Consider the following 19,977-nt stretch of genomic DNA (forward strand, 5'->3'; position numbering starts at 1 on the left):
GGTCTCAAAGCAAATGGGGGCCGCAATGTGCGGCCGGAAAACAGGGTTTCCGGTCGGGGCCGCTTCTACAACGTCGCGCGCTGCTTGTCTCGCCCGATGGGCCCGTAAAGCCCAACCCCGGAGGGAACGGGAAGGCGCTGCGAGCCGGGCTTTGCTGCGGCCGCCTGGGCCCGCAAATCGGCCAGTTCGGCCCTGGCGACCCGCGAATCCGCCTCGTGCCGGCGCGCCGCGCGGCGCCAGTGCCGCTGACCGAGCCAGACGGCGGAGCCGCCGGCGAAGACGCCGAGGGCGGCGACCAGGATCAGGAGCAGGAACAGCGGCAGCGTGACCGACAATGACGGGTCGTTCGCAATGAACGGATCGAAGGAGACCGTGACGAAGTGCCGGTTGGCAACGGCGAAGGCCACCAGGATCAGGCCCAGCGGGATCACGATCAGCGCGGTCAGGAACTTTCGCATCGCGATCGCTCGTCTTGAATCAAGCTTGCGGCCGCATCATGCGGCTATCAGGTTAAACCCCGACGACGACAGCCTTAGTCGGGCGCGCCGGGATCCGGATGGTCGCGGTTCAGCCGCTCGCGCATTTCCTTGCCGGTCTTGAAGAACGGAACGCTCTTCTGATCGACGGGCACATGGGCGCCGGTGCGTGGATTGCGCCCGGCGCGTGCAGGGCGGTGCTTGACCGAGAAGGCACCGAAGCCGCGCAACTCGACGCGGTCACCGCGCGCGAGGGCCGCTACGATCTCTTCGAGAATCGCATTCACAATGTTCTCGACATCCCGCTGGTACAGATGCGGGTTGTGCTCGGCGATACGCTGAACAAGTTCGGATTTGATCATCGAGAGATAGGACCCGGAAGCGTGCGGATGACCATTTCCGTGAAAATACCTTGATCTGTCAAGACGCTAAATCAAGGTTGAGCGTCGTGAAATTACGTGACAAATGCCGAAAAAGCGGGCTGACCCGACGCCCGTCAAACGGGAAAACCCTCAGCCGCTCGCCCAACCCCTCAATTTGAGGCGGCCGGTTGCCACAGGGCCAGCATTCCATCCATTCCGAACCGATCGACCGCCTGCGCGACGCCGGTTTGCCCGATTTGATGCGCAATCGAGCCCAAACCGAGCGCTTCCAGCGTAACGGCGGCGGCCGTCTTGAGGAATGGCAGATCGCCGAAGCGCGGCTGGAGCTTGTAGTCGCGCACGGAGAGCCCCTTCTTGACGCCCTTCTGCTCGACCAGCCAGGTCACCGCCGTCTTCTCGTCGCCGATCTGATCGATCAGCTTGAGGTCGATCGCCTGGCGTCCGGTGAAGACGCGGCCGTCGGCCACTTTCTCGAGCTGCGTGTCATCCATGCCACGCCGCTCCTTCACCAATCCCCTGAACCAGGCATAGGAATCCTTCACCAGCGCATCGAGGGCGGCCCGTGCTTCCGGGCTGGTCGGCTCAAAACCGTTGGGCGCGGCCTTCAGCGGCGACGACTTCACCTCCTCGACCTTGACGCCGATGGTCTTCAGCAGCTCGCTGACGTTGGGATATTGGAACAGCACGCCGATCGACCCGACCAGCGAGCTCTGCTGCGCGATGATGTGGTCGCTGGCAATCGCCGTGATGTAGCCCCCGGAGGCAGCCAGGCCCTCGACCACCACGACGAGCGGCTTTTTCGCCTTCAGCCGGACAAGCGAATCGTAAAGCTGCTCGGAGCCGGCCGTGGTGCCGCCCGGCGAGTTGATGTGAATGATGACGGCGGCGGCCTGCGAATTCTCCAGCCGCTCCAGCGCCTGCGTGCGATCGGAATCGCTGCGGATCAGGCCCTCGATCTGGACCCGCGCGATCGAGCCGGCGGATGCGAACGTGCCCCGCGTACCCGGTGTCACGACCAGCGCAAAGCCCGCAATCGCCGCAATCGCGATCAGCGCAGCCACCACGCGCCAGAACGTCAGCTTGCGGCGGATCCTGCGGCGATCGACGATGATGTCCGAATCGAGCGACATCTAGATATCTCCAAATGAAAGGCCGGACGCGTTGTGCCCTCACAGCGTGACCAACGGCTTATCTGGATACATCAATTGCGGCGCAATTAGAAGAAAACAAGGCTGTGAGCGCGGTGGGAGCCCGGTACCTCGCCACACCCTCGCTGTCGTCCTGCGAACGCAGGGACCCATAACCATAGGGAGAAATTGTCGCGCGAAGCTCGCAATTGCGGGTCTTCGTCAAACCGCTCCCTATGGGTATGGGTCCGGGATCGGCGCTCCACTTCCGACAACGCTGCGCGTTGTCAGAAGCTGCGCTTGTCCGGGACGACAGCGGAGCTTGTGGAGACAGCAAACAAAAAAGCCCCGGCTCACGCCGGGGCTTTGATGCAGCGAAACGAACGTCTCGCTTACTTGCTGTCGCGGTTCTTGAGCGCGGTGCCGAGGATGTCGCCGAGCGTTGCTCCCGAATCGGAGGAGCCGTACTGCGCGATGGCTTCCTTCTCTTCGGCGACTTCGAGCGCCTTGATCGACACCTGGACCTTGCGGGCCTTCTTGTCGAACTGGATCACGCGGGCATCGACCTTCTCGCCGACGGCAAAGCGTTCGGCGCGCTGGTCGTTGCGGTCACGGGCGAGCTCGGAGCGCTTGATGAAGGTCGAGAAGTCGGTACCGGTGATCTTCACCTCGATGCCGCTTTCCTTCACTTCGAGCACTTCGCAGGTCACGACCGCGCCCTTCTTGACATCGCCCGGCTCGGCGAAGGGGTCGCCTTCGAGCTGCTTGATGCCGAGCGAGATGCGCTCCTTCTCGACGTCCACATCGAGCACCACGGCCTTCACCATGTCGCCCTTCTTGTAGTTGTCGATCACCTGCTCGCCCGGAAGCTTCCAGTCGAGGTCGGAGAGATGGACCATGCCGTCGACGTCGCCCTCGAGACCCAGGAACAGACCGAACTCGGTCTTGTTCTTGACCTCGCCCTCGACCGTCGAACCGGTCGGGTGACCTTCGACGAAGACCTCCCAGGGGTTGCGCATGGTCTGCTTGAGGCCGAGCGAGATGCGGCGCTTGACGGAATCGACTTCCAGCACCTGCACTTCGACTTCCTGCGAGGTCGAAACGATCTTGCCGGGGTGCATGTTCTTCTTGGTCCACGACATCTCGGAGACGTGGATCAGGCCTTCGATGCCCGGCTCGAGCTCGACGAACGCACCGTAGTCGGTGATGTTGGTGACGCGGCCGGTGAAGCGGGCACCCAGCGGGTACTTGGCTTCGATACCCTGCCACGGATCATCCAGCAGCTGCTTCATGCCCAGCGAGATGCGGTGCGTCTCGTGGTTGATCTTGATGATCTTGACCTTCACGGTCTGGCCGATCGAGAGCACCTCGGTCGGGTGGTTGACGCGGCGCCACGCGATGTCGGTGACGTGCAGCAGGCCGTCGATGCCGCCGAGATCAACGAACGCACCGTAATCGGTGATGTTCTTGACCACGCCGTCGATGACCTGACCCTCTTCAAGGTTCTGCACCAGCTCCTGACGCTGCTCGGCGCGGGTCTCTTCGAGAACCGTGCGGCGGGACACGACGATGTTGCCGCGGCGGCGATCCATCTTGAGGATCTGGAACGGCTGCGAGTTGTTCATCAGCGGCGCAACGTCGCGGATCGGACGGATGTCGACCTGCGAGCGCGGCAGGAAGGCCACGGCACCGTCGAGATCGACGGTGAAGCCGCCCTTGACCTGGTTGAAGATGACGCCGTTGACCTTCTCGTTGTTCTGGAACGCCTTCTCGAGCTTGCCCCAGCTCTCTTCGCGGCGCGCCTTGTCGCGCGACAGCACGGCTTCGCCGAGCGCGTTCTCGATGCGATCGAGGAACACTTCGACCTCGTCCCCGACCTTCAGTTCACTATCACGGCCGGGGCCGGAAAATTCGCGCAGGGCGACGCGGCCCTCGGTCTTCAGGCCGACGTCGATGACGGCCATGTCCTTTTCAATTGCAACAACCTTGCCCTTGACGACGGAGCTCTCCTGCAGGTTGCCACCTGCGAAGGACTCGTCGAGCATCGCGGCGAAATCGTCGCGCGACGGGCTATAGGTATCAGCAGAAGTCGAAGCCATTTGTTCTCCAGTTGCGGATGTCGTGCCGGCCGTTGGGTTCATGGGCGCATCGCACGCGCAGTGTCGGAAGGTCCGCAAGACCTTCGAGCGACCGCTCGCTGCTCCGGCCTGAGAGGCGGAACAGCGGAAGCGGGCCGGCTGAGGCCCGCGCGTTCGATACGTGGAAATCTTGTGTCCGGAGCCTAGATCGCGTCGGCCCCAAACAGGGGACCGAGGTATCGACCTCAAAGAGCGGGAGCGGGCACTTCCTCCAATGACGGCGGCGGCTTAACCCCGCGACCGGCCCGCTCGGACGGCCTCGATAATGTCGATGGCGGCCCGGACGCCGCCTTCTATATCCAGTTGGGAGTTATCTAGCAAGTAAGCATCCGCGGCCGGTTTCAGGGGGGCAATCGGCCGGTTCTTGTCGCGTTCGTCGCGCTGGATGATGTCGGCGAGCACGGCGGCCTCGTCGGCCTCCTCGCCCCTCGCCTTGGCTTCCATGGTCCGGCGGCGCGCTCGGACTTTTGGGTCTGCGACGACGAAAATCTTCACGTCCGCATGCGGGCAGATCACAGTTCCAATGTCCCGGCCGTCCAGCACCGCTCCGGGCGGATCGGCGGCGAATTGCCGCTGAAAATTGACGAGGGCCTCGCGAACCCTGGGGATCGCCGAGACGATGGAGGCGCCCTCGCCGGCCTTCTGGGTCTTCAGGGCGGGATTGCCGAACTTTTCGGGATCGAGTTCCAGCGCCGCGGCGACCGCAGCCTCCTCGTCCCGGAGATCGTGACCAGACTGCATCAGGGCATAGGCCACCGCGCGATAGATCACGCCGGTATCGAGATGACGATAGCCGTAGTGGTGCGCGAGACGCTTGCCGAGTGTGCCTTTGCCCGAGGCCGCAGGTCCGTCGATGGCGATGATCATGAAAACTCGGCCCCGAGCGAACGCATCATCGGAATAAAGTCCGGAAAGCTGGTGGCGATGAAGGCGGTGTCGTCGACGGTCACCGGCTGGTCGGAAGCGCAGCCCATCACCAATGCGGACATCGCGATGCGATGGTCCATGTGGGTCGCGACGGTGCCGCCGCCGGGGACGTGACCGCGACCCTCGACGATCAGATCATCGCCGGAGACCTCGACCTTCACGCCGTTGACGCGGAGCATGGCGGCCGTGGCCTCCAGGCGGTCCGATTCCTTGACGCGCAGCTCCTGCAAGCCGCGCATGATCGTGGTGCCCTCGGCGAAGGCGGCTGCCACCGCCAGCACGAGATATTCATCGATCATCGAGGGCGCGCGCTCCGGCGGCACCACGACGCCGCGCAGCTTCGAGGCCCGCACGCGCAGCTTCGCCATCGGCTCGCCGGCGTCGCCGCGGACTTCGCTCTCCTCTATCGAGGCGCCCATTTCGCGCAGCGTGGTGAACAGGCCGGTGCGTAGCGGATTGGTCATGACATCCGACAGGACGACATCGGAGCCCTCGACGATCAGCGCCGCGACCACCGGGAAAGCCGCTGAGGAGGGATCGGCCGGCACCACGACATTGGCGCCGTGCAGCTCGGGCTGGCCTTTGAGCGTGATACGGCGGCCGTGCACGCCCTCCTGTGCCGAGGTGATGTCGGCGCCAAAATGCTTCAGCATCAATTCGGTGTGGTCGCGGCTGGCCTCGGTCTCGATGACGGTCGTGATGCCAGGTGCGGCAAGGCCCGCCAGCAGCACCGCAGATTTGATCTGGGCCGAGGCGACCGGGGTCTTGTAGGTGATCGGCAGCGGATCGCGGGCACCCTGGAGTGTCAGGGGCAGGCGGCCGCCCTCACTGCCGGAGATGACCTTGGCGCCCATCTTTTCCAGCGGATCGAGGATCCGGCGCATGGGGCGGCTGCGCAGCGAGGCGTCGCCGTCGAAAACCGCCGAGATCGGGCAGCCGGCGACGGCGCCCATCACCAGCCGACAGCCGGTGCCAGAGTTCCCGAAATCCAGTACGGCCTTGGGCTGGGCGAAGCCCGCGACGCCGACGCCCTGCACCTTCCAGGCAAAATCGCCGGTCCGCTCGACGGTGGCGCCCAGCGCCTGCATCGATTTGGCGGTGTTGAGGACGTCCTCGCCCTCGAGCAGGCCTGAAATCCTGGTCTCGCCGACCGCGAGCGCGCCCAGGATGAGGGCACGGTGGGAGATCGACTTGTCCCCGGGCACCCGTACTTTCCCGGTCAGGGGCCCACTGGCGCGAGCCTGGAGCGGCCTCGTTTGGTCGGAATGGGTCACGATTGTGTCCTTGGATGCGCCCTCAAGGGGGCTGGGCGCAGGTACCACATGGCCAGCGCCCCGTCACGGGCATGTCGTTCTCCCGTAATGCGCTATTGACAGCGGGCCGCCAACTAGCCAAGTGAAACACCGCTTTTCAGACATTCCCAGGATTCCTGCCGTGGCCAAGTCCGAACTCGGAACCAAACGTATTTGCCCAACCACGGGCAAGAAGTTCTATGACCTCAACAAGAATCCGGTGATCTCGCCCTATACCGGCGAAGTCGTGCCGATCGCCCCGGTCGCGCCCGCGCGCATGCCCCGCGGCGCCGAAGCCCGGCACGCAGCGACGGCCGACACCACGCCGGAGCCGGCAGAGGTCGAGGAGGTCTCGCTCGAGGAGGCCGACGCCGAGGAGAACACCGGCAAGGTCAAGGCCGCCGTGCCCGAATCCGAGGACGATATCGAGGTCGATGAGACCCTCGATGACGACGATGACGATGATTCGACCTTCATTGCCGACGAAGAAGAGGGCGATGAGGACGTGACCGACATCATTGGTGATGTCGGAGGTGATGAAGAGACTTGAGATCAGCCCTGATCTGTGAAAAAGGGTGCACCGCGCGAGTCACCAGGACTCGCCGGTGCGGGTGATCCACCAGGATCCCCGCAAGGACTAAGGGGCCATAGCTCAGCTGGGAGAGCGCTTGCATGGCATGCAAGAGGTCGGCGGTTCGATCCCGCCTGGCTCCACCAGCCTTCGCTCGCTTCGCGAGCTTCGGCTAGGCAAGCCTGTGGAAGTCTCTCGTAGCGAAGCGAGCGAAGGCTGCCCCGCCATAGCCCGAAGGGCGTCGGCGGGCTCAAGCTGATATCCACGCTGCATTGAAGCAACACGCTAAACGTGCCTTGAGGCTGCTATCCTACCCTCCGGGGAGGAAGCAGAATGAAATACGTCTATATCCTCGAAAGTCTCGATTCCGAGCGCTTCTATGTCGGCATCACGGATGATTTGCGGGCACGCTTGGCGAAGCACAACGCAGGCGAAGTACCGCACACCTCCAAATTTGGGCCTTGGCGAATTAGGACCTATTTCGCCTTCGACGACGCTGCACGCGCTGTTGCGTTCGAGCGATATCTGAAATCTGGCTCAGGACGCGCTCTCGCAAAGAAGCATTTCTGATCGCCGAACCCCCTACTCCCCGATCACCGCGTTCAGCCGATCCCGCAGCGCGACGATCTCGTCCTTCATCGACACCAGTTCCGACACCGAGCAGTCCGAGGCCGCCAGGATCGACTGTGGCACGCTGCGGGCTTTTTCCTTCAGCGCATGGCCCTGCGCCGTCAGCGCGATCAAGACCTGACGCTCGTCCTCGCTCGAGCGGGTGCGCCTGACGAGATGGGCGGCCTCGAGCCGCTTGAGCAGCGGCGTCAGCGTGCCCGAATCCAGGAACAGCCGCTCGCCGATGTCCTTGACCGGCACGTCGTCGCGCTCCCACAGCACCAGCATGACCAGATATTGCGGATAGGTCAGGCCCAGCCGGTCCAGCAGCGGCTTGTAGACGCGGTTGAAGGCGTGCGCGGCCGAATAGACCGCGAAGCAGATCTGGTTGTCGAGGCGTTGCGGATCGAGGGTCGATAGCTTCCGGGGCATGGAGAATCTCACGGGATTTCCTCCCATTCTGGGGCCGGCGGGCGGCACATTCAATTGCGAACAATTAAATGTGAGCCATGCTATTTTCAATTGCGCACAATCAAATTGTTTGCGATACAGAGCGCACCCCAACCGGAAGACCCGAGGAGACGACAATGTCCGTGAACGTCCTCTACAAGACCAGCGCCAAGGCCACCGGCGGCCGTGATGGCCATGCTGCAACCCTCGACGGCGCGCTCGACGTCAAGCTCACCACGCCGAAGGAGCTCGGCGGCGGCGGCGGCGCCGGCAACAATCCCGAGCAGCTGTTCGCGGCCGGCTATGCCGCCTGTTTCATCGGCGCGATGAAGTTCGTGTCGTCGCAGGGCGGGCCGAAGGTTCCGGCCGATGCCTCCGTCACCTCGACCGTCGGCATCGGCCCGCGCTCCGAGGGCGGCTTCGGTCTCGACATCGATCTCGCCGTCTCGCTGCCGGGCCTCGCCCGCGCGGAAGCCGAGGCGCTGGTCGAGAAGGCGCACCAGGTGTGCCCGTACTCCAATGCCACGCGCGGCAATGTCGACGTTCGCCTGACGGTCGTCTGATCGAAAGTGCGGATTGGCTGGCCCGGGATCCCCCTCGGGCCGGCCGCTTCCGCTGATCTGCCAATCCTGATTTGCCATGCCGCGGCATGCGGCCGGCAGTGCATACGCCCCTACGCAACAGGCCATTGCTGGCTTGTGCGAACCTCGCTAGGCCTGTGACCAAATATCGACACAGGGGAAGCGAAGGCATGAGTTCTGAAGCCGCCAGTTCTGAAGCCGCATTGGGCGCAATGAGCGGATTGCGCGTCATCGATCTCACGCGCGTGCTCGGCGGTCCCTACTGCACCCAGATCCTCGCCGACCACGGCGCCGACGTGATCAAGGTCGAGCCGCCCGCGGGCGACGAGGTGCGTGAATGGGGCCCTCCCTTCCACGAGGAGGACGCGGCCTATTTCGTCGGCATCAACCGCAACAAGCGCTCGATCGGCCTCGACCTCGCCTCCGAGGGTGGCCGCATCGTGCTGCTCAAGATGCTGGAGACCGCCGACGTCCTGATCGAGAATTTCAAGCCGGGCACGCTGGAGAAATGGGGCATCGGCAACGATGTGCTCAGCAAGAAATTCCCGCGCCTCGTGCATTGCCGGATCTGCGGCTTCGGCGCCGACGGGCCGCGCGGCGGCAATCCCGGCTATGACGCCATCATCCAGGCCATGACCGGCATGATCGCCGCGACCGGCTCGCCCGAGAGCGGACCGATGCGGATCGGCGTGCCCCTGGTCGACATCACGACGGGACTTTACGCGGCGATTGGCATCCTGATGGCGCTGTCGGAGCGGCAGCGCTCGGGCAAGGGGCAGTTCCTGGAGACGACGCTGTACGAGACCGGCCTTGCCATCATGCATCCGCACACCGCGAATTATTTCATGCATGGCAAGCCGCCGTCGCTGACCGGCAACGAGCATCCGAACCTCGTGCCCTACGCGATCTTCCCGACCAAGACGGACAACATCTTTATCGGCGTCGGCAATGACGGCACCTTCCGCAAGCTCGCCAAGGAGATCGGCAAGCCCGAGCTCGGCACCGATCCGCGCTTTGCCCGCAACAAGGACCGCATCGCCAACCGCGAGGCGCTGCGCGCCGAGCTTGCTGCCGTGTTCAGCCAGCACGAGGCCGAGCCGCTGTGCAATCGCCTGCTCGCCGCGGGCCTGCCCGCAGGGCCCGTGCAGAAGATCGACCAGGCGTTGACCAACCCGCACACGATCGCGCGCGGCGATATTATCGAGAAGGACTGGTACAAGGGCGTCGCCTCGCCGATCCGGCTCGACCGCAGCAAGCCGAGCCTGCGCCGGCTGCCGCCGAAATTCAGCCAGCACTCCCAGGAGGTGCTGGGCGAGTTCGGCTACTCCAAGGCCGAGATCGACGCGATGGTCGAGAAGGGCACCGTCTGCGGCCCCGAGCGCAAGCGCTAGAGGCGACCACCTCCGTCCAACGAATGATGCCGCAGTGCGGCGCGGGCACGATAGTGCACCGCGAACGGAGGAGGCTGCCCGCTCCGTCTTCGCCTATTTGCCGGCTTCCCTTTTCCAGCGCTTGCCGCTTTCGTTTCGGCCGCTTACACAGTCATGTGAACGTCATATGGCGCTGCTAGCGCAAGCGCTTCTTTTGACGGCCAAGGGAGGTTTACTTGATGGCTCTTCGACACTTTGGGGCGGCTGCCGCATTTGCACTCACGGTTGGCATGACGGCGTCGCCGGCGCTGGCCGTGACGGAAATCCAGTGGTGGCACGCGATGACCGGCGCCAACAACGACGTCATCGTCAAGCTCGCCAACGACTTCAACGCGTCGCAGAGCGACTTCAAGGTCGTTCCGACCTACAAGGGCAATTACGCCGACACCATGAACGCGGGCATCGCGGCGTTTCGTGCCGGCAACGCACCGCACATCATGCAGGTGTTCGAGGTCGGCACCGCCACCATGATGGCTGCGACCGGCGCGGTGAAGCCCGTCTACAAGCTGATGGCCGACGCCGGCGAGAAGTTCGATCCCAAGATCTACCTGCCCGCCATCACCGGCTACTACTCGACCTCGAAGGGCGAGATGCTGTCGTTCCCCTTCAACTCGTCGTCCACCGTCATGTGGGTCAATCTCGACGAGCTGAAGAAGGCCAATGTCGCGATCCCGAAAACCTGGCCCGAGACGTTCGAGGCCGCCAAGAAGCTGAAGGCTGCCGGTCATGACACCTGCGGCTTCTCCGGCTCCTGGGTCACCTGGGTCAATCTCGAGCAACTCTCCGCCTGGCACAACGTCCCGCTCGCCAGCAAGGCCAACGGCCTCGACGGCTTCGACACCAAGCTCGAGTTCAACGGGCCGCTCCAGGTCAAGCATCTCGAAAACCTGGTCGAGCTCCAGAAGACCAAGGTCTACGACTATGCTGGCCGTACCAACACCGGCGAAGGCCGCTTCACCTCGGGCGAATGCCCGATCTACCTGACCTCGTCGGCCTTCTTCGGCAACGTCAAGGCCCAGGCCAAGTTCAACTTCACCGCTGTGCCGATGCCGTATTATCCGGAGGCAAAGGGCGCGCCGCAGAACTCGATCATCGGCGGCGCTTCGCTCTGGGTCATGGGCGGCAAGCCGGCCGACGAATACAAGGGCGTCGCAAAATTCCTGACCTTCCTCTCCGACACCGATCGCCAAGTCTACATCCACAAGGCCTCGGGCTATCTGCCGATCACCAAGGCGGCCTATGAGAAGGCCAAGGCCGAGGGCTTCTACAAGGACCAGCCCTATCTCGAGACCCCGCTGCTCGAGCTGACCAACAAGGAGCCGACCGAGAACTCGCGCGGTCTGCGCCTCGGCAACATGGTTCAGCTCCGTGACGTCTGGTCGGAAGAAATCGAGCAGGCGCTGGCCGGCAAGAAGACCGCCAAGCAGGCGCTGGATGCCGCCGTCGAGCGCGGCAACACCATGCTGCGGCAGTTCGAAAAGACCGCCGTCAAGTGAGGCGATGAGCGGCAGGCCGGTCCCCCGGCCTGCCGCTTTCGGCGGATACCATGCAAAAGCAAGCCATTTTCCAATCCAGGCTATTGCCTTACGCGCTGGTTGCGCCGCAGCTCGCGATCGTCCTGCTATTCTTCTACTGGCCGGCCCTGCAGGCGGTGATCCAGTCCTTCCTGCTCCAGGACGCCTTCGGCCTGTCGACGAGCTTCGTCTGGTTCGACAACTATCTCGACCTGTTCAGGGAGCCCGCCTATTTCGAGGCGATCCTCCGCACTTTCTTCTTCTCGTTCGCCATCGCGGTCTCGTCGTTGTCCTTTGCGCTGCTGCTCGCCGTCATGGCGGACAAGCCACTGCGCGGCTCGATGCTCTACCGCACCCTCTTGATCTGGCCCTATGCGGTGGCGCCGCCGGTCGTCGGCGTGCTCTGGATCTTCATGCTGCATCCCTCGCTGGGCATCATCGCGCGCTACCTGCGCGCGATCGGGATCGACTGGAATCCGCTGCTCGACGGTGACCAGGCGGCAACGCTGATCATCCTCGCCGCCGCCTGGAAGCAGATCTCCTACAATTTCCTGTTCTTCCTCGCCGGCCTGCAGAGCATCCCGCGAAGCGTGCTCGAAGCTGCCGCGATCGACGGTGCCCGTCCGATGCGCCGGTTCTGGACCGTGACCTTCCCGCTGCTGTCGCCGACCATCTTCTTCCTGCTGGTCGTCAACATCGTCTACGCCTTCTTCGACACGTTCGGCATCATCGACACCATGACCCGCGGCGGTCCCGGCAAGTCGACCGAGACGCTGGTCTACAAGGTCTATTCCGACGGCCTGCTCGGCGGCAATCTCGGCAGCTCCGCGGCGCAATCGGTGATCCTGATGGTCATGGTCATCGTGCTGACGGGAATCCAGTTCCGCTTCGTCGAACGCAAGGTGACCTACTGATGGTCGAGGAAGAGGGCTTTCGGCGCTACGTCGCGCACATCATTCTCTGGATCGGAATCGCGATCGTCGCCTTCCCGGTCTACATCGCGTTCATCGCCTCGACCCAGGACAATGCGCTGATCGCGAACGGGCAGATGTCGCTGCTGCCGGGCGGTCATTTCTTCGAGACCTATTATCAAACCATCTTCGTCGGCACGAGCGGCTCGACCCGCGAGCCGGTCGGCAACATGATATTGAACTCGCTGGTGATGGCGCTGCTGATCGCGATCGGCAAGATCGCGATCTCGATCATCTCGGCCTATGCGATCGTGTATTTCCGCTTTCCGTTCCGGATGGCGATCTTCTGGATCATCTTCATCACCCTGATGCTGCCGGTCGAGGTCCGCATCTATCCGACCTACAAGATCGTCGCCGATCTGCACATGCTCGACAGCTATGCGGGCCTGGCGCTGCCGCTGATCGCCTCGGCCACCGCGACGCTGCTGTTCCGCCAGTTCTTCATGACGGTGCCGGACGAACTCCTGGAAGCCTCCCGCATTGACGGCGCGGGTCCCTTGCGCTTCTTCTGGGATACGCTGCTGCCGCTGTCGCGCACCAACATGGCGGCGCTGTTCGTGATCCTGTTCATCCTCGGCTGGAATCAATATCTCTGGCCGCTGCTCATCACCACCCGCGACGACATGCAGACCATCCAGGTCGGCATCCGCAAGATGATCACCACCACCGACGCGCTGACCGAATGGCCGATCGTGATGGCGACCGCCGTGCTGGCCATGCTGCCGCCGGTGTTCGTCGTCGTCGCCATGCAGAAACTGTTCGTGCGCGGCCTGGTCGAGACGGAAAAATGAAGGGGCGAGTGGTGAGTAGCGAATGGCGAATGGATGATTCATTGAGCGCTTCCGCTTGCCCGCCTTCCCAACTCGCCACTCCCGATTCGCTATTCGCTGGAAAAACCCATGGCTAACGTCACCCTGCGCAACGTCCGCAAGACCTATCTCGGCGGCTTCGAGGCCATCAAGGGCGTCAACGTCGATGTCGGCGACGGACAGTTCTGCGTGCTGGTCGGCCCCTCCGGCTGCGGCAAGTCCACCTTGCTGCGCATGGTCGCGGGCCTGGAGACCGTCACCGGCGGCGAGATCGATATCGGCGGACGCGTGGTCAACCAGGTCGAGCCCGCCGATCGCGACATCGCCATGGTGTTCCAGAACTACGCGCTCTATCCGCATATGAGCGTCTTCAACAACATGGCCTACGGCCTGCGCAACCGCGGCATGAAGGAGACCGAGATCAAGTCCCGCGTCGACGAAGCCGCACGCGTGCTCGAGCTCACGCCGATGCTGGAGCGCAAGCCGCGCCAGCTCTCGGGCGGCCAGCGCCAGCGCGTCGCCATGGGCCGCGCCATCGTGCGCCAGCCGAAGGTGTTTCTGTTCGACGAGCCGCTGTCGAACCTCGATGCGAAGCTCCGTATCGCAATGCGCGTCGAGATCCGCAAATTGCAGCGCCGACTCAACACCACGTCGATCTACGTCACCCACGACCAGCTCGAAGCCATGACGCTCGCCGACATTCTCGTCGTGATGAACGGCGGCCAGGTCGAGCAGGTCGGCAATCCCCTGGCGATCTACGAGAAGCCGGCGACCACGTTCGTCGCCTCCTTCATCGGCGCGCCGCCGATGAATTTGATGTCGACGCGCCCGGAAGAGATCAGATCGCAGCTCGGTGGCAGTGCCTCTGACGCCGGCATTCTCGGCATCCGCCCGGAAGATTTCGTCATCACCGACCAGACCCCGGCCGGCGGCGTCGCTTTGCCGCTGACCGTGGAGGCGATCGAGCGCGTCGGCGCCGAAACCTTCGTCTACGGCTCGCGCGAGCAGGAGGAGCAGCGCGTCGCCGCCACCCCCGGCGAGCTGCCGCCCGGCGAGATCATCGTCCGCATTCCCGGAACCGAGGCTCCCGCCATCGGCGCGAAAATCCGCGTCGCGGCGCTGCGGGCGAAGCTGCATTTGTTCAGCGGCGACGGGCGGACGCGGCTAGAGGCCTGATCGGCTCCGAAAGGCCTGACAACACAAATGCGAAAACAACCCCATGCACAGTAGAAGGGGGTCTGTTTTCATTGGGATAAATCGCGTCGCGGTTTGGCCCTGCGCAGCCATGACGTTCCGGAAGCGTCCGTGCGGCGATGAACCGCGTTACGGCCGAAATGGCCCATCCACAGCTCCCCGGCTACCTGCTTGAACCGACACGGGGATATGCCCATATTGTTGATCAAGGGGCGCCTCTCAGGGCCCTGATGCACCAAAGTCGCTTTCTGCGAGGACTTTGTAAACTATGTCTCGTGTTCCCACGTTATCCAGTCCGTTCCTTCTGGGCTTCGACGAGATTGAGCGCGTGCTCGATCGCGTCGTCAAAGGCGCCGACGGCTACCCTCCCTACAATATCGAGAGGTGTGGCGGCGCGGACGGCCAGCCCGAGCGCTTACGGATCACGCTGGCGGTCGCCGGATTTACGCGCGACCAACTCGATGTAACCATTGAGGAAAACCAGCTCGTGATCCGCGGGCGGCAGCAGGACGACAAGACCCGGCAATACATCCATCGCGGCATCGCCGCGCGCCACTTCCAGCGCACCTTCGTGCTGGCGGAGGGGATGCTGGTGCTGGGTGCGGATCTGAAGAACGGGTTGTTGTCGGTCGATCTGGCCCGGCCTGAACCGGAGAGGATCGTTAAGACAATCGCTATCAATGAGCACGAATAATGGAACGAGTAGCGGACTCGACCGCTTAGTGTTCCAGAGGAGTCGAGACCATGAGTGAAGGTCACGTTGCGTTCGAATACGAAGCCAAGAACGTCTCGCCCGAGACGCTGGCAACCCTTGGCGAAGGCCATATCGCCTATGTGAAGCAGATCCGCTCCGAGGACGTGCCGGGCCTGTTTCCCGAAGCGCCGAAAATCGCGCCGGGCTTAAAGCTCTTCGCGCTCCACGCCGCCGACGGCACGCCGATCATGTTGACCGACAGCCGCGAAGCCGCGATCGCCAACGCCTGGAGCAACGAGCTGCAAGCCGTCAGCGTGCACTGAGCGCACGTCGCACGAATGGAGTTTCCAGCGGGCATGCCTTCTTGCGAAGGCATGCCCGCTTTCATTTTGACGCGATGACGCTCCTCGCAATGACGGTGCGTGAGGCCGCAGTGGGCTCAACTCTCGAATCCCGAACGCGCGCTTCAACGCCCCGCCGGGATCAGGGCCCGCAGGATGTCCGCCTTCCAGGTTTGACGCGCGCTGTCGAAGGCCGCGAAATCATGGTCGAACTGCCAATAGGCCCATGCCCAGCCAAGCCGATCCGCAGTTCGCGCCACGAACGACAGATATCGCGTCCGGGCGTCCGTCGGAGCGCGCTCGTACACGCCGAACTCGCCGAGATAGATCGGGCGCTTTTCCTTTTCGGACCAGCTACGAATCTTTTCGAAGTCGGCGAGAGCCTTCCGTTCGTCCTCCGGGGTGCCCCAATCGAGTGGCCCGAGCCGCGAAAACGTTGGGGACCACGGCGCACCCTGATGCGTGAAGCGTATCGGCGCGTAATAGTGAAACGTGACGATGAGGTTTCTGTCACCTGATGGCAGGGCCAGTTCCTCGACCGGCATGTCGTCGACGTTGAGAACGGCAGCAATGACGGTCCGTCCGGGGTTGCTGGTGCGGATGATGCCGAGACACTCGTTCAGAAGGGCGTTCCAGCTGCTCGACGTCATCTGCCCGCCCGGCTCATTGAGGACCTCGAAGACAAGCTTCGGATATCTTCCGGCATAGCGCTCGGCGATTTGCGTCCAGAATGCCTTCAGCTTCTCGGCGCATCCGGACACGTCGCGCTGGCAAGTATCCGTATCGTGCTCGTCGAGAATGGGGATGAGCTTCCGGGCGAGCACTTCATCGATCACGGCATCGAGCCGTTTCAAGACGATTTCATCCAGCAGATTCCCTTCGCCCATGAACTTGAAGCCGAAGAAATTGATCCGAACGTGCGAGAACCCGGCCTTTCGGATGGCCGTGAGGTTGTCCAGACGAAATGGCGCGTTCCGGCCTCCTTCCCAGATGCCGTCATAGCCGAGGATGTTGATGCCGCGCCCCAACTCTCCTGGAGCGCGCGCGGTGCCCTGCTTGGCTGCGTCGGCCCGAGAGCAGATCGCGAGCATGGCGATCGCCAAGGTGACACGGAAGGTCACCGACCAGCGGGCACAGATGGCATTCATGCTGCCTTCTCCATCATGGCAGCAGGGATTGCTGCGGCACCGGCCTGCACACCGCGAAGAAGAACGCGACGAGAAGCACCGACGTGAACATCGTCGAGCGAAGGAACATCGTCTCCGTGAAGTTCGATTGAAAGCTCAAGACGACAAATCCGATGATGAGAGCGCAATGGGAACGATTGATCGACCGGGTGGCGATCAAGTACAGGACCTTTTCCGAAAACAGATAGACGCTCGCGACGAACAGAAAATATCCCAGAAATCCCGTTTCAATCGCCACCGCGATGTAACCGCTATGATAATTGTCGAGCACCCAGCCATGGTTCTGGTTGAAATAGTCGTAAATCGACGGGCGCGTCCAGAATCCGTTGATGCCAAAGCCCAGCAGGGGCGCGTCGTTGAAATGGCTGATGGCGTACTGCCAAATGAAAGTCCGCTCGGTCAAGTCGATGGTCGATTCACCGCCGAGATGAAAGGAATCGTACCCGGTCAGATAGAAATACAGGAACAGCAGGGCGGCCAGGATGCACATCATGAATGGCAGCACCGCATAGACTTTCATGCAGCGGATCGACCACATCGAGGTCAGGAGCAGTCCACAAGCGGCAACAGCGACGGCACCGGCACCACGGGATTCCGAGGCAATAACGCACGTCAATGCCAGGAGAAACGTCACGAGAAAAGCGATCCATCCCTGCCCGGTCATCTTCTGATAGCAGGCAAAGAACATCAGATATGCGCTGATAAAGCCGAGCGTCTGCTTCGATTCGTAGATTCCTTGCCACTGGCCGTTGTGCATCCAGCTCTGGTCGACGCCGATCTCGGGCACGAAGACGGCACACAAGGCCGAGGCGGCGACCAGAATGAAGAACCCAAGAGCCGTCGATCCGACGATCTCGTCCATGTCGATACGCGTAATGAGGCAGTACGCACCGAAGGTCGTCACCACGAGCGCCGCGCTCTTCATGATCGCCGCAATGGCGAGACTGGTCCAGAGAACGGAAATGGCAGCGAGGGAATAGAATGCCACCAGCGCGATGAGATCGGGATTGAGCTGCACGCGTACGCGTGGACGTACGAAAGCACTGGCGTAGATCAGGATGATCCACATCACGAGCGCAACGGCCTGTTGCAGATAGCTCCACTCTGCGGGAAGCAGCGCGGGATGGAAGACCCCCATCGACGCGACCACGTTGACGGTGATCGAACCGCGGATCACGTTTCCGGCAAGCTTCTCCACGCCGACGCTGCGCGCTTTCCAGATCGCGCTTTCGTATGTCTCGGAATCCGGAGCGATTTGTAGGCTGGCCCTGAGCTGACCTTCCTGAAGCACGGCTGATGCTCCCTTACCGCGCCTCGCGACCGCCTTCGCGCGGTCGACATTCCCGGGACTTGCGCCGCGAGCGGGCCTCAATTGGCCCGGACGTCAGTTCGAGCAAAAACGCAGCCTGAACCCAACGATATCGATGATTGGCGGCTCGTCGCCGGCTCCAACGCCAGCACCGAAGGGATCGCCTGGGCGTCTTGCCAGGCGCGTAGCTTTTGGACGATACGCCGGGCATCCGCCGGCCGAGGCCCGGTTCCCCGGGCCGTTCTCCCCCCGCCGCGCCAATGCGCAACGACGCATTTCCATTCCAAATCACGTCCGCTCAGTCCACAGCTTTGAACGACTGTTAGCGGATTTTGGCGCTGCCCAATATGCCGTGCGTCTCAAGCGGGAAAATTTTCGGAGCGTCTACCTGGAGAACCCTGAGGCAGGGCGCGACGCCGACAATGCCGGGCGATCCAGGAGGCCAGAGTCGATCCGGCCTTTGACGGCGACGTTACGCCGCGGTGGCCGGCGGCAGTGCCAGCACAGAGTAAATCGCCTGGGCATCGCGCGAGGCGCGCAGCTTCTTGGCGATGTCCTGGTCGCGCAGGAGGCGGGCGATGCGGGCGAGGGCCTTGAGGTGATCGGCGCCGGCGCCTTCGGGGGCGAGCAGCAGGAAGACGAGATCGACCGGCTGGCCATCCATCGCCTCGAAATCGATCGGGCGGTCGAGACGTGCGAACAGGCCGAAAATCTTTTCGAGCTTGGGCAGCTTGCCGTGCGGAATGGCGACGCCATAGCCGACCGCGGTGGTGCCGAGCTTCTCTCGCTGCAGCAGCACCTCGAACACGGAGCGCTCGTTCTGCCCGGTCAGCTCGGCGGCCTTGGCCGCGAGCTCCTGCAGGGCCTGCTTCTTGCTGTTGACCTTCAATGCCGGGAGAATCGCCTCGGGTGCGACCAGATCGGTAATCGGCATGGAGGGTTTCCGAGGTGAATTAAACCGTCAGGTTCCGAATTGGCCGGCTTGGAGAGAAACCACGCCGGGCCGGCGTCAAGAAGGTCAAGCAGGAGGAGGACTTAGCCCAAATCCCGTTAAGTCCTGATGTGGGGCGCTTCTACTCCAACGCAATCCCGGTGCCAACTCCCGCGTGCGGCTTTGCCCCGGTCATTGTTAAGGCCTGCGGATGGTACGGGGCCGGGCTTTTGCCCTAACCCCCGGCCCTGCTGTTCCCCTTGCCATCCGCGCCGGCATCCGTTTTGGCTCCGGGCGGGTCTATCCAGCCCACATTGCCGTCGGCCCGGCGGTAAATGATGTTCACCCGGCCGCTGGAGCCATGCTGAAAGACCAGGCAGGGAGCCCCACTCAGGTCGAGTTCCATGACGGCTTCGCTGACCGACAACGGCTTCAGCGAGGTGGTGGCTTCGGCGATGATGACGGGGCTGTAGCCGGTGACCTCGTCCTCGCCCTCCGGCGCCTCGAGCACGTAGCTGGTGGCATCGAGCGCAGCCATCGCTTCGGAAGCGACATGGGCCTTGCGGGCGGAGCGGTCCTTGAGCCGGTTCTTGTAGCGGCGCAGCCGCTTCTCGATCATCAGCAGCGCCTGGTCGGCACTGGCATAGGCATCCGGCGCGTTCGAATCGGCCTCCAGCGTGATTCCGGAATCGAGGTGCAGGGCGCAATCGGTGCGGAAGCCGAAGCCGTCCTTGCTGAGCGTGATGTGGCCGGAATAATTGCCGTCGAAATATTTGCGCAGCACCTCGTCGGTGCGGTCGGAAACGCGGCCGCGCAGGGCCTCGCCGACGCTGATGCTCTTTCCCGAGATTCTGAGAGTCATGTGATGCCTCGCTTGGTTCACGTGCTCGCGGTGCGATGACACGTCATCGCACCTCTGGAATATTGCCTGCGCATGATCTCCCCGCAAACGCCTTTGGCGCTTGTCGGGAAGCAAAACCGCTGGACACTTTTCGGGATCATGCGCGTGCTTGGATCCGTCTCGACGGGGGGTCGAGAGTAGC

Annotated in this window: 21 protein-coding genes and 1 tRNA gene; 11 read left to right on the plus strand and 11 right to left on the minus strand. The window is 63.1% G+C overall.

Going from position 1 to position 19,977, the window contains the following annotated elements; translation table 11 throughout:
* Window positions 1–65 precede the first annotated feature (65 nt).
* The 6 genes from RAD10_RS03875 to aroA all read right to left on the minus strand — a co-directional run bounded on the left by RAD10_RS03875 (window position 66) and on the right by aroA (window position 6,325).
* On the minus strand, window positions 66–458 hold the full coding sequence (locus RAD10_RS03875) for a DUF1049 domain-containing protein (protein ID WP_183259491.1): 393 nt from the start codon (window positions 456–458) through the stop codon (window positions 66–68).
* A gap of 74 nt (window positions 459–532) precedes the next feature.
* Window positions 533–838, minus strand: a complete 306-nt coding sequence (locus RAD10_RS03880; protein ID WP_007598410.1) for an integration host factor subunit beta — start codon at window positions 836–838, stop codon at window positions 533–535.
* Between the two features lie 170 nt (window positions 839–1,008).
* The gene (sppA, locus tag RAD10_RS03885; RefSeq protein ID WP_091962325.1) at window positions 1,009–1,989 is read right to left on the minus strand and encodes a signal peptide peptidase SppA; all 981 of its coding nucleotides are present in this window, start codon (window positions 1,987–1,989) and stop codon (window positions 1,009–1,011) included.
* 389 nt (window positions 1,990–2,378) lie between these two features.
* Entirely contained in the window at window positions 2,379–4,085 is a 1,707-nt protein-coding gene (gene rpsA, locus RAD10_RS03890) for a 30S ribosomal protein S1 (protein ID WP_028139473.1), read from the minus strand.
* A gap of 267 nt (window positions 4,086–4,352) precedes the next feature.
* Window positions 4,353–4,991, minus strand: coding sequence for a (d)CMP kinase (cmk, locus tag RAD10_RS03895; RefSeq protein WP_028139472.1), 639 nt, complete (start codon window positions 4,989–4,991; stop codon window positions 4,353–4,355).
* Window positions 4,988–6,325: a 3-phosphoshikimate 1-carboxyvinyltransferase gene (gene aroA / locus RAD10_RS03900; RefSeq protein WP_461616394.1), complete on the minus strand. Its 1,338-nt coding sequence runs from the start codon at window positions 6,323–6,325 to the stop codon at window positions 4,988–4,990. Before aroA ends, cmk begins: the two co-directional genes overlap by 4 nt.
* Before the next feature lie 160 nt (window positions 6,326–6,485).
* Between aroA and RAD10_RS03905 the strand changes: the two genes are divergently transcribed.
* The 3 genes from RAD10_RS03905 to RAD10_RS03915 all read left to right on the plus strand — a co-directional run bounded on the left by RAD10_RS03905 (window position 6,486) and on the right by RAD10_RS03915 (window position 7,484).
* A complete protein-coding gene (locus RAD10_RS03905) occupies window positions 6,486–6,893 on the plus strand; it encodes a TIGR02300 family protein (RefSeq protein ID WP_091962334.1) in 408 nt (135 codons plus the stop codon).
* Between the two features lie 91 nt (window positions 6,894–6,984).
* A tRNA-Ala gene (locus RAD10_RS03910) sits at window positions 6,985–7,060 on the plus strand.
* 187 nt (window positions 7,061–7,247) lie between these two features.
* Window positions 7,248–7,484 carry a GIY-YIG nuclease family protein gene (locus RAD10_RS03915; RefSeq protein WP_461616395.1) on the plus strand — a complete coding sequence of 79 codons (237 nt, stop codon included), beginning with the start codon at window positions 7,248–7,250 and terminating at the stop codon, window positions 7,482–7,484.
* A gap of 12 nt (window positions 7,485–7,496) precedes the next feature.
* Here the strand turns inward: RAD10_RS03915 and RAD10_RS03920 are convergent, their stop codons facing one another.
* Complete coding sequence (locus RAD10_RS03920) at window positions 7,497–7,955, minus strand: MarR family winged helix-turn-helix transcriptional regulator (protein WP_028139469.1); 459 nt, start codon at window positions 7,953–7,955, stop codon at window positions 7,497–7,499.
* Window positions 7,956–8,110: 155 nt separating this feature from the next.
* Here RAD10_RS03920 and RAD10_RS03925 point away from each other — a divergent pair, with 155 nt between their 5' ends.
* The 8 genes from RAD10_RS03925 (at window position 8,111) to RAD10_RS03960 (ending at window position 15,489) form a co-directional block, all read left to right on the plus strand.
* The gene (locus RAD10_RS03925) at window positions 8,111–8,536 is read left to right on the plus strand and encodes an organic hydroperoxide resistance protein (protein ID WP_018323436.1); all 426 of its coding nucleotides are present in this window, start codon (window positions 8,111–8,113) and stop codon (window positions 8,534–8,536) included.
* A gap of 188 nt (window positions 8,537–8,724) precedes the next feature.
* The gene (locus RAD10_RS03930; protein WP_442548206.1) at window positions 8,725–9,945 is read left to right on the plus strand and encodes a CaiB/BaiF CoA transferase family protein; all 1,221 of its coding nucleotides are present in this window, start codon (window positions 8,725–8,727) and stop codon (window positions 9,943–9,945) included.
* 218 nt (window positions 9,946–10,163) lie between these two features.
* Entirely contained in the window at window positions 10,164–11,480 is a 1,317-nt protein-coding gene (ugpB, locus tag RAD10_RS03935) for a sn-glycerol-3-phosphate ABC transporter substrate-binding protein UgpB (protein WP_091962346.1), read from the plus strand.
* Between the two features lie 50 nt (window positions 11,481–11,530).
* A complete protein-coding gene (ugpA, locus tag RAD10_RS03940; RefSeq protein ID WP_461616396.1) occupies window positions 11,531–12,412 on the plus strand; it encodes a sn-glycerol-3-phosphate ABC transporter permease UgpA in 882 nt (293 codons plus the stop codon).
* Window positions 12,412–13,260 carry a sn-glycerol-3-phosphate ABC transporter permease UgpE gene (ugpE, locus tag RAD10_RS03945; RefSeq protein WP_461616397.1) on the plus strand — a complete coding sequence of 283 codons (849 nt, stop codon included), beginning with the start codon at window positions 12,412–12,414 and terminating at the stop codon, window positions 13,258–13,260. The genes ugpA and ugpE overlap by 1 nt, the downstream gene beginning before the upstream one ends.
* Before the next feature lie 108 nt (window positions 13,261–13,368).
* Window positions 13,369–14,454, plus strand: coding sequence for a sn-glycerol-3-phosphate import ATP-binding protein UgpC (locus tag RAD10_RS03950; protein ID WP_461616398.1), 1,086 nt, complete (start codon window positions 13,369–13,371; stop codon window positions 14,452–14,454).
* Window positions 14,455–14,740: 286 nt separating this feature from the next.
* Window positions 14,741–15,166, plus strand: a complete 426-nt coding sequence (locus RAD10_RS03955) for an Hsp20 family protein (protein ID WP_027531607.1) — start codon at window positions 14,741–14,743, stop codon at window positions 15,164–15,166.
* A 50-nt stretch (window positions 15,167–15,216) separates the two neighbouring features.
* On the plus strand, window positions 15,217–15,489 hold the full coding sequence (locus RAD10_RS03960) for a BQ00720 family protein (RefSeq protein WP_007598581.1): 273 nt from the start codon (window positions 15,217–15,219) through the stop codon (window positions 15,487–15,489).
* A 143-nt stretch (window positions 15,490–15,632) separates the two neighbouring features.
* Here the strand turns inward: RAD10_RS03960 and RAD10_RS03965 are convergent, their stop codons facing one another.
* From RAD10_RS03965 to hpf, 4 genes are all read right to left on the minus strand, one after another.
* Complete coding sequence (locus RAD10_RS03965; RefSeq protein ID WP_461616399.1) at window positions 15,633–16,655, minus strand: glycoside hydrolase family 5 protein; 1,023 nt, start codon at window positions 16,653–16,655, stop codon at window positions 15,633–15,635.
* 13 nt (window positions 16,656–16,668) lie between these two features.
* Window positions 16,669–17,985 carry an O-antigen ligase family protein gene (locus RAD10_RS03970; protein WP_461616400.1) on the minus strand — a complete coding sequence of 439 codons (1,317 nt, stop codon included), beginning with the start codon at window positions 17,983–17,985 and terminating at the stop codon, window positions 16,669–16,671.
* Between the two features lie 490 nt (window positions 17,986–18,475).
* Window positions 18,476–18,937, minus strand: coding sequence for a PTS IIA-like nitrogen regulatory protein PtsN (gene ptsN / locus RAD10_RS03975; protein WP_008141251.1), 462 nt, complete (start codon window positions 18,935–18,937; stop codon window positions 18,476–18,478).
* Window positions 18,938–19,169: 232 nt separating this feature from the next.
* Window positions 19,170–19,796: a ribosome hibernation-promoting factor, HPF/YfiA family gene (gene hpf, locus RAD10_RS03980; protein WP_028139460.1), complete on the minus strand. Its 627-nt coding sequence runs from the start codon at window positions 19,794–19,796 to the stop codon at window positions 19,170–19,172.
* Window positions 19,797–19,977: the final 181 nt, after the last annotated feature.

It is taken from the genome of Bradyrhizobium sp. 23AC, assembly GCF_054863025.1.

Bases quoted from the DNA above. Each gene is read 5' to 3' on its own strand.
- RAD10_RS03915 (WP_461616395.1), top strand. From the start codon at position 7,248: ATGAAATACGTCTATATCCTCGAAAGTCTCGATTCCGAGCGCTTCTAT.
- RAD10_RS03965 (WP_461616399.1), bottom strand. From the start codon at position 16,655: ATGAATGCCATCTGTGCCCGCTGGTCGGTGACCTTCCGTGTCACCTTG.
- RAD10_RS03950 (WP_461616398.1), top strand. From the start codon at position 13,369: ATGGCTAACGTCACCCTGCGCAACGTCCGCAAGACCTATCTCGGCGGC.
- RAD10_RS03930 (WP_442548206.1), top strand. From the start codon at position 8,725: ATGAGTTCTGAAGCCGCCAGTTCTGAAGCCGCATTGGGCGCAATGAGC.
- rpsA (WP_028139473.1), bottom strand. From the start codon at position 4,085: ATGGCTTCGACTTCTGCTGATACCTATAGCCCGTCGCGCGACGATTTC.
- cmk (WP_028139472.1), bottom strand. From the start codon at position 4,991: ATGATCATCGCCATCGACGGACCTGCGGCCTCGGGCAAAGGCACACTC.
- RAD10_RS03955 (WP_027531607.1), top strand. From the start codon at position 14,741: ATGTCTCGTGTTCCCACGTTATCCAGTCCGTTCCTTCTGGGCTTCGAC.
- RAD10_RS03960 (WP_007598581.1), top strand. From the start codon at position 15,217: ATGAGTGAAGGTCACGTTGCGTTCGAATACGAAGCCAAGAACGTCTCG.
- ugpE (WP_461616397.1), top strand. From the start codon at position 12,412: ATGGTCGAGGAAGAGGGCTTTCGGCGCTACGTCGCGCACATCATTCTC.
- RAD10_RS03880 (WP_007598410.1), bottom strand. From the start codon at position 838: ATGATCAAATCCGAACTTGTTCAGCGTATCGCCGAGCACAACCCGCAT.
- ugpA (WP_461616396.1), top strand. From the start codon at position 11,531: ATGCAAAAGCAAGCCATTTTCCAATCCAGGCTATTGCCTTACGCGCTG.
- sppA (WP_091962325.1), bottom strand. From the start codon at position 1,989: ATGTCGCTCGATTCGGACATCATCGTCGATCGCCGCAGGATCCGCCGC.
- RAD10_RS03875 (WP_183259491.1), bottom strand. From the start codon at position 458: ATGCGAAAGTTCCTGACCGCGCTGATCGTGATCCCGCTGGGCCTGATC.
- hpf (WP_028139460.1), bottom strand. From the start codon at position 19,796: ATGACTCTCAGAATCTCGGGAAAGAGCATCAGCGTCGGCGAGGCCCTG.
- ptsN (WP_008141251.1), bottom strand. From the start codon at position 18,937: ATGCCGATTACCGATCTGGTCGCACCCGAGGCGATTCTCCCGGCATTG.
- RAD10_RS03925 (WP_018323436.1), top strand. From the start codon at position 8,111: ATGTCCGTGAACGTCCTCTACAAGACCAGCGCCAAGGCCACCGGCGGC.
- RAD10_RS03920 (WP_028139469.1), bottom strand. From the start codon at position 7,955: ATGCCCCGGAAGCTATCGACCCTCGATCCGCAACGCCTCGACAACCAG.
- ugpB (WP_091962346.1), top strand. From the start codon at position 10,164: ATGGCTCTTCGACACTTTGGGGCGGCTGCCGCATTTGCACTCACGGTT.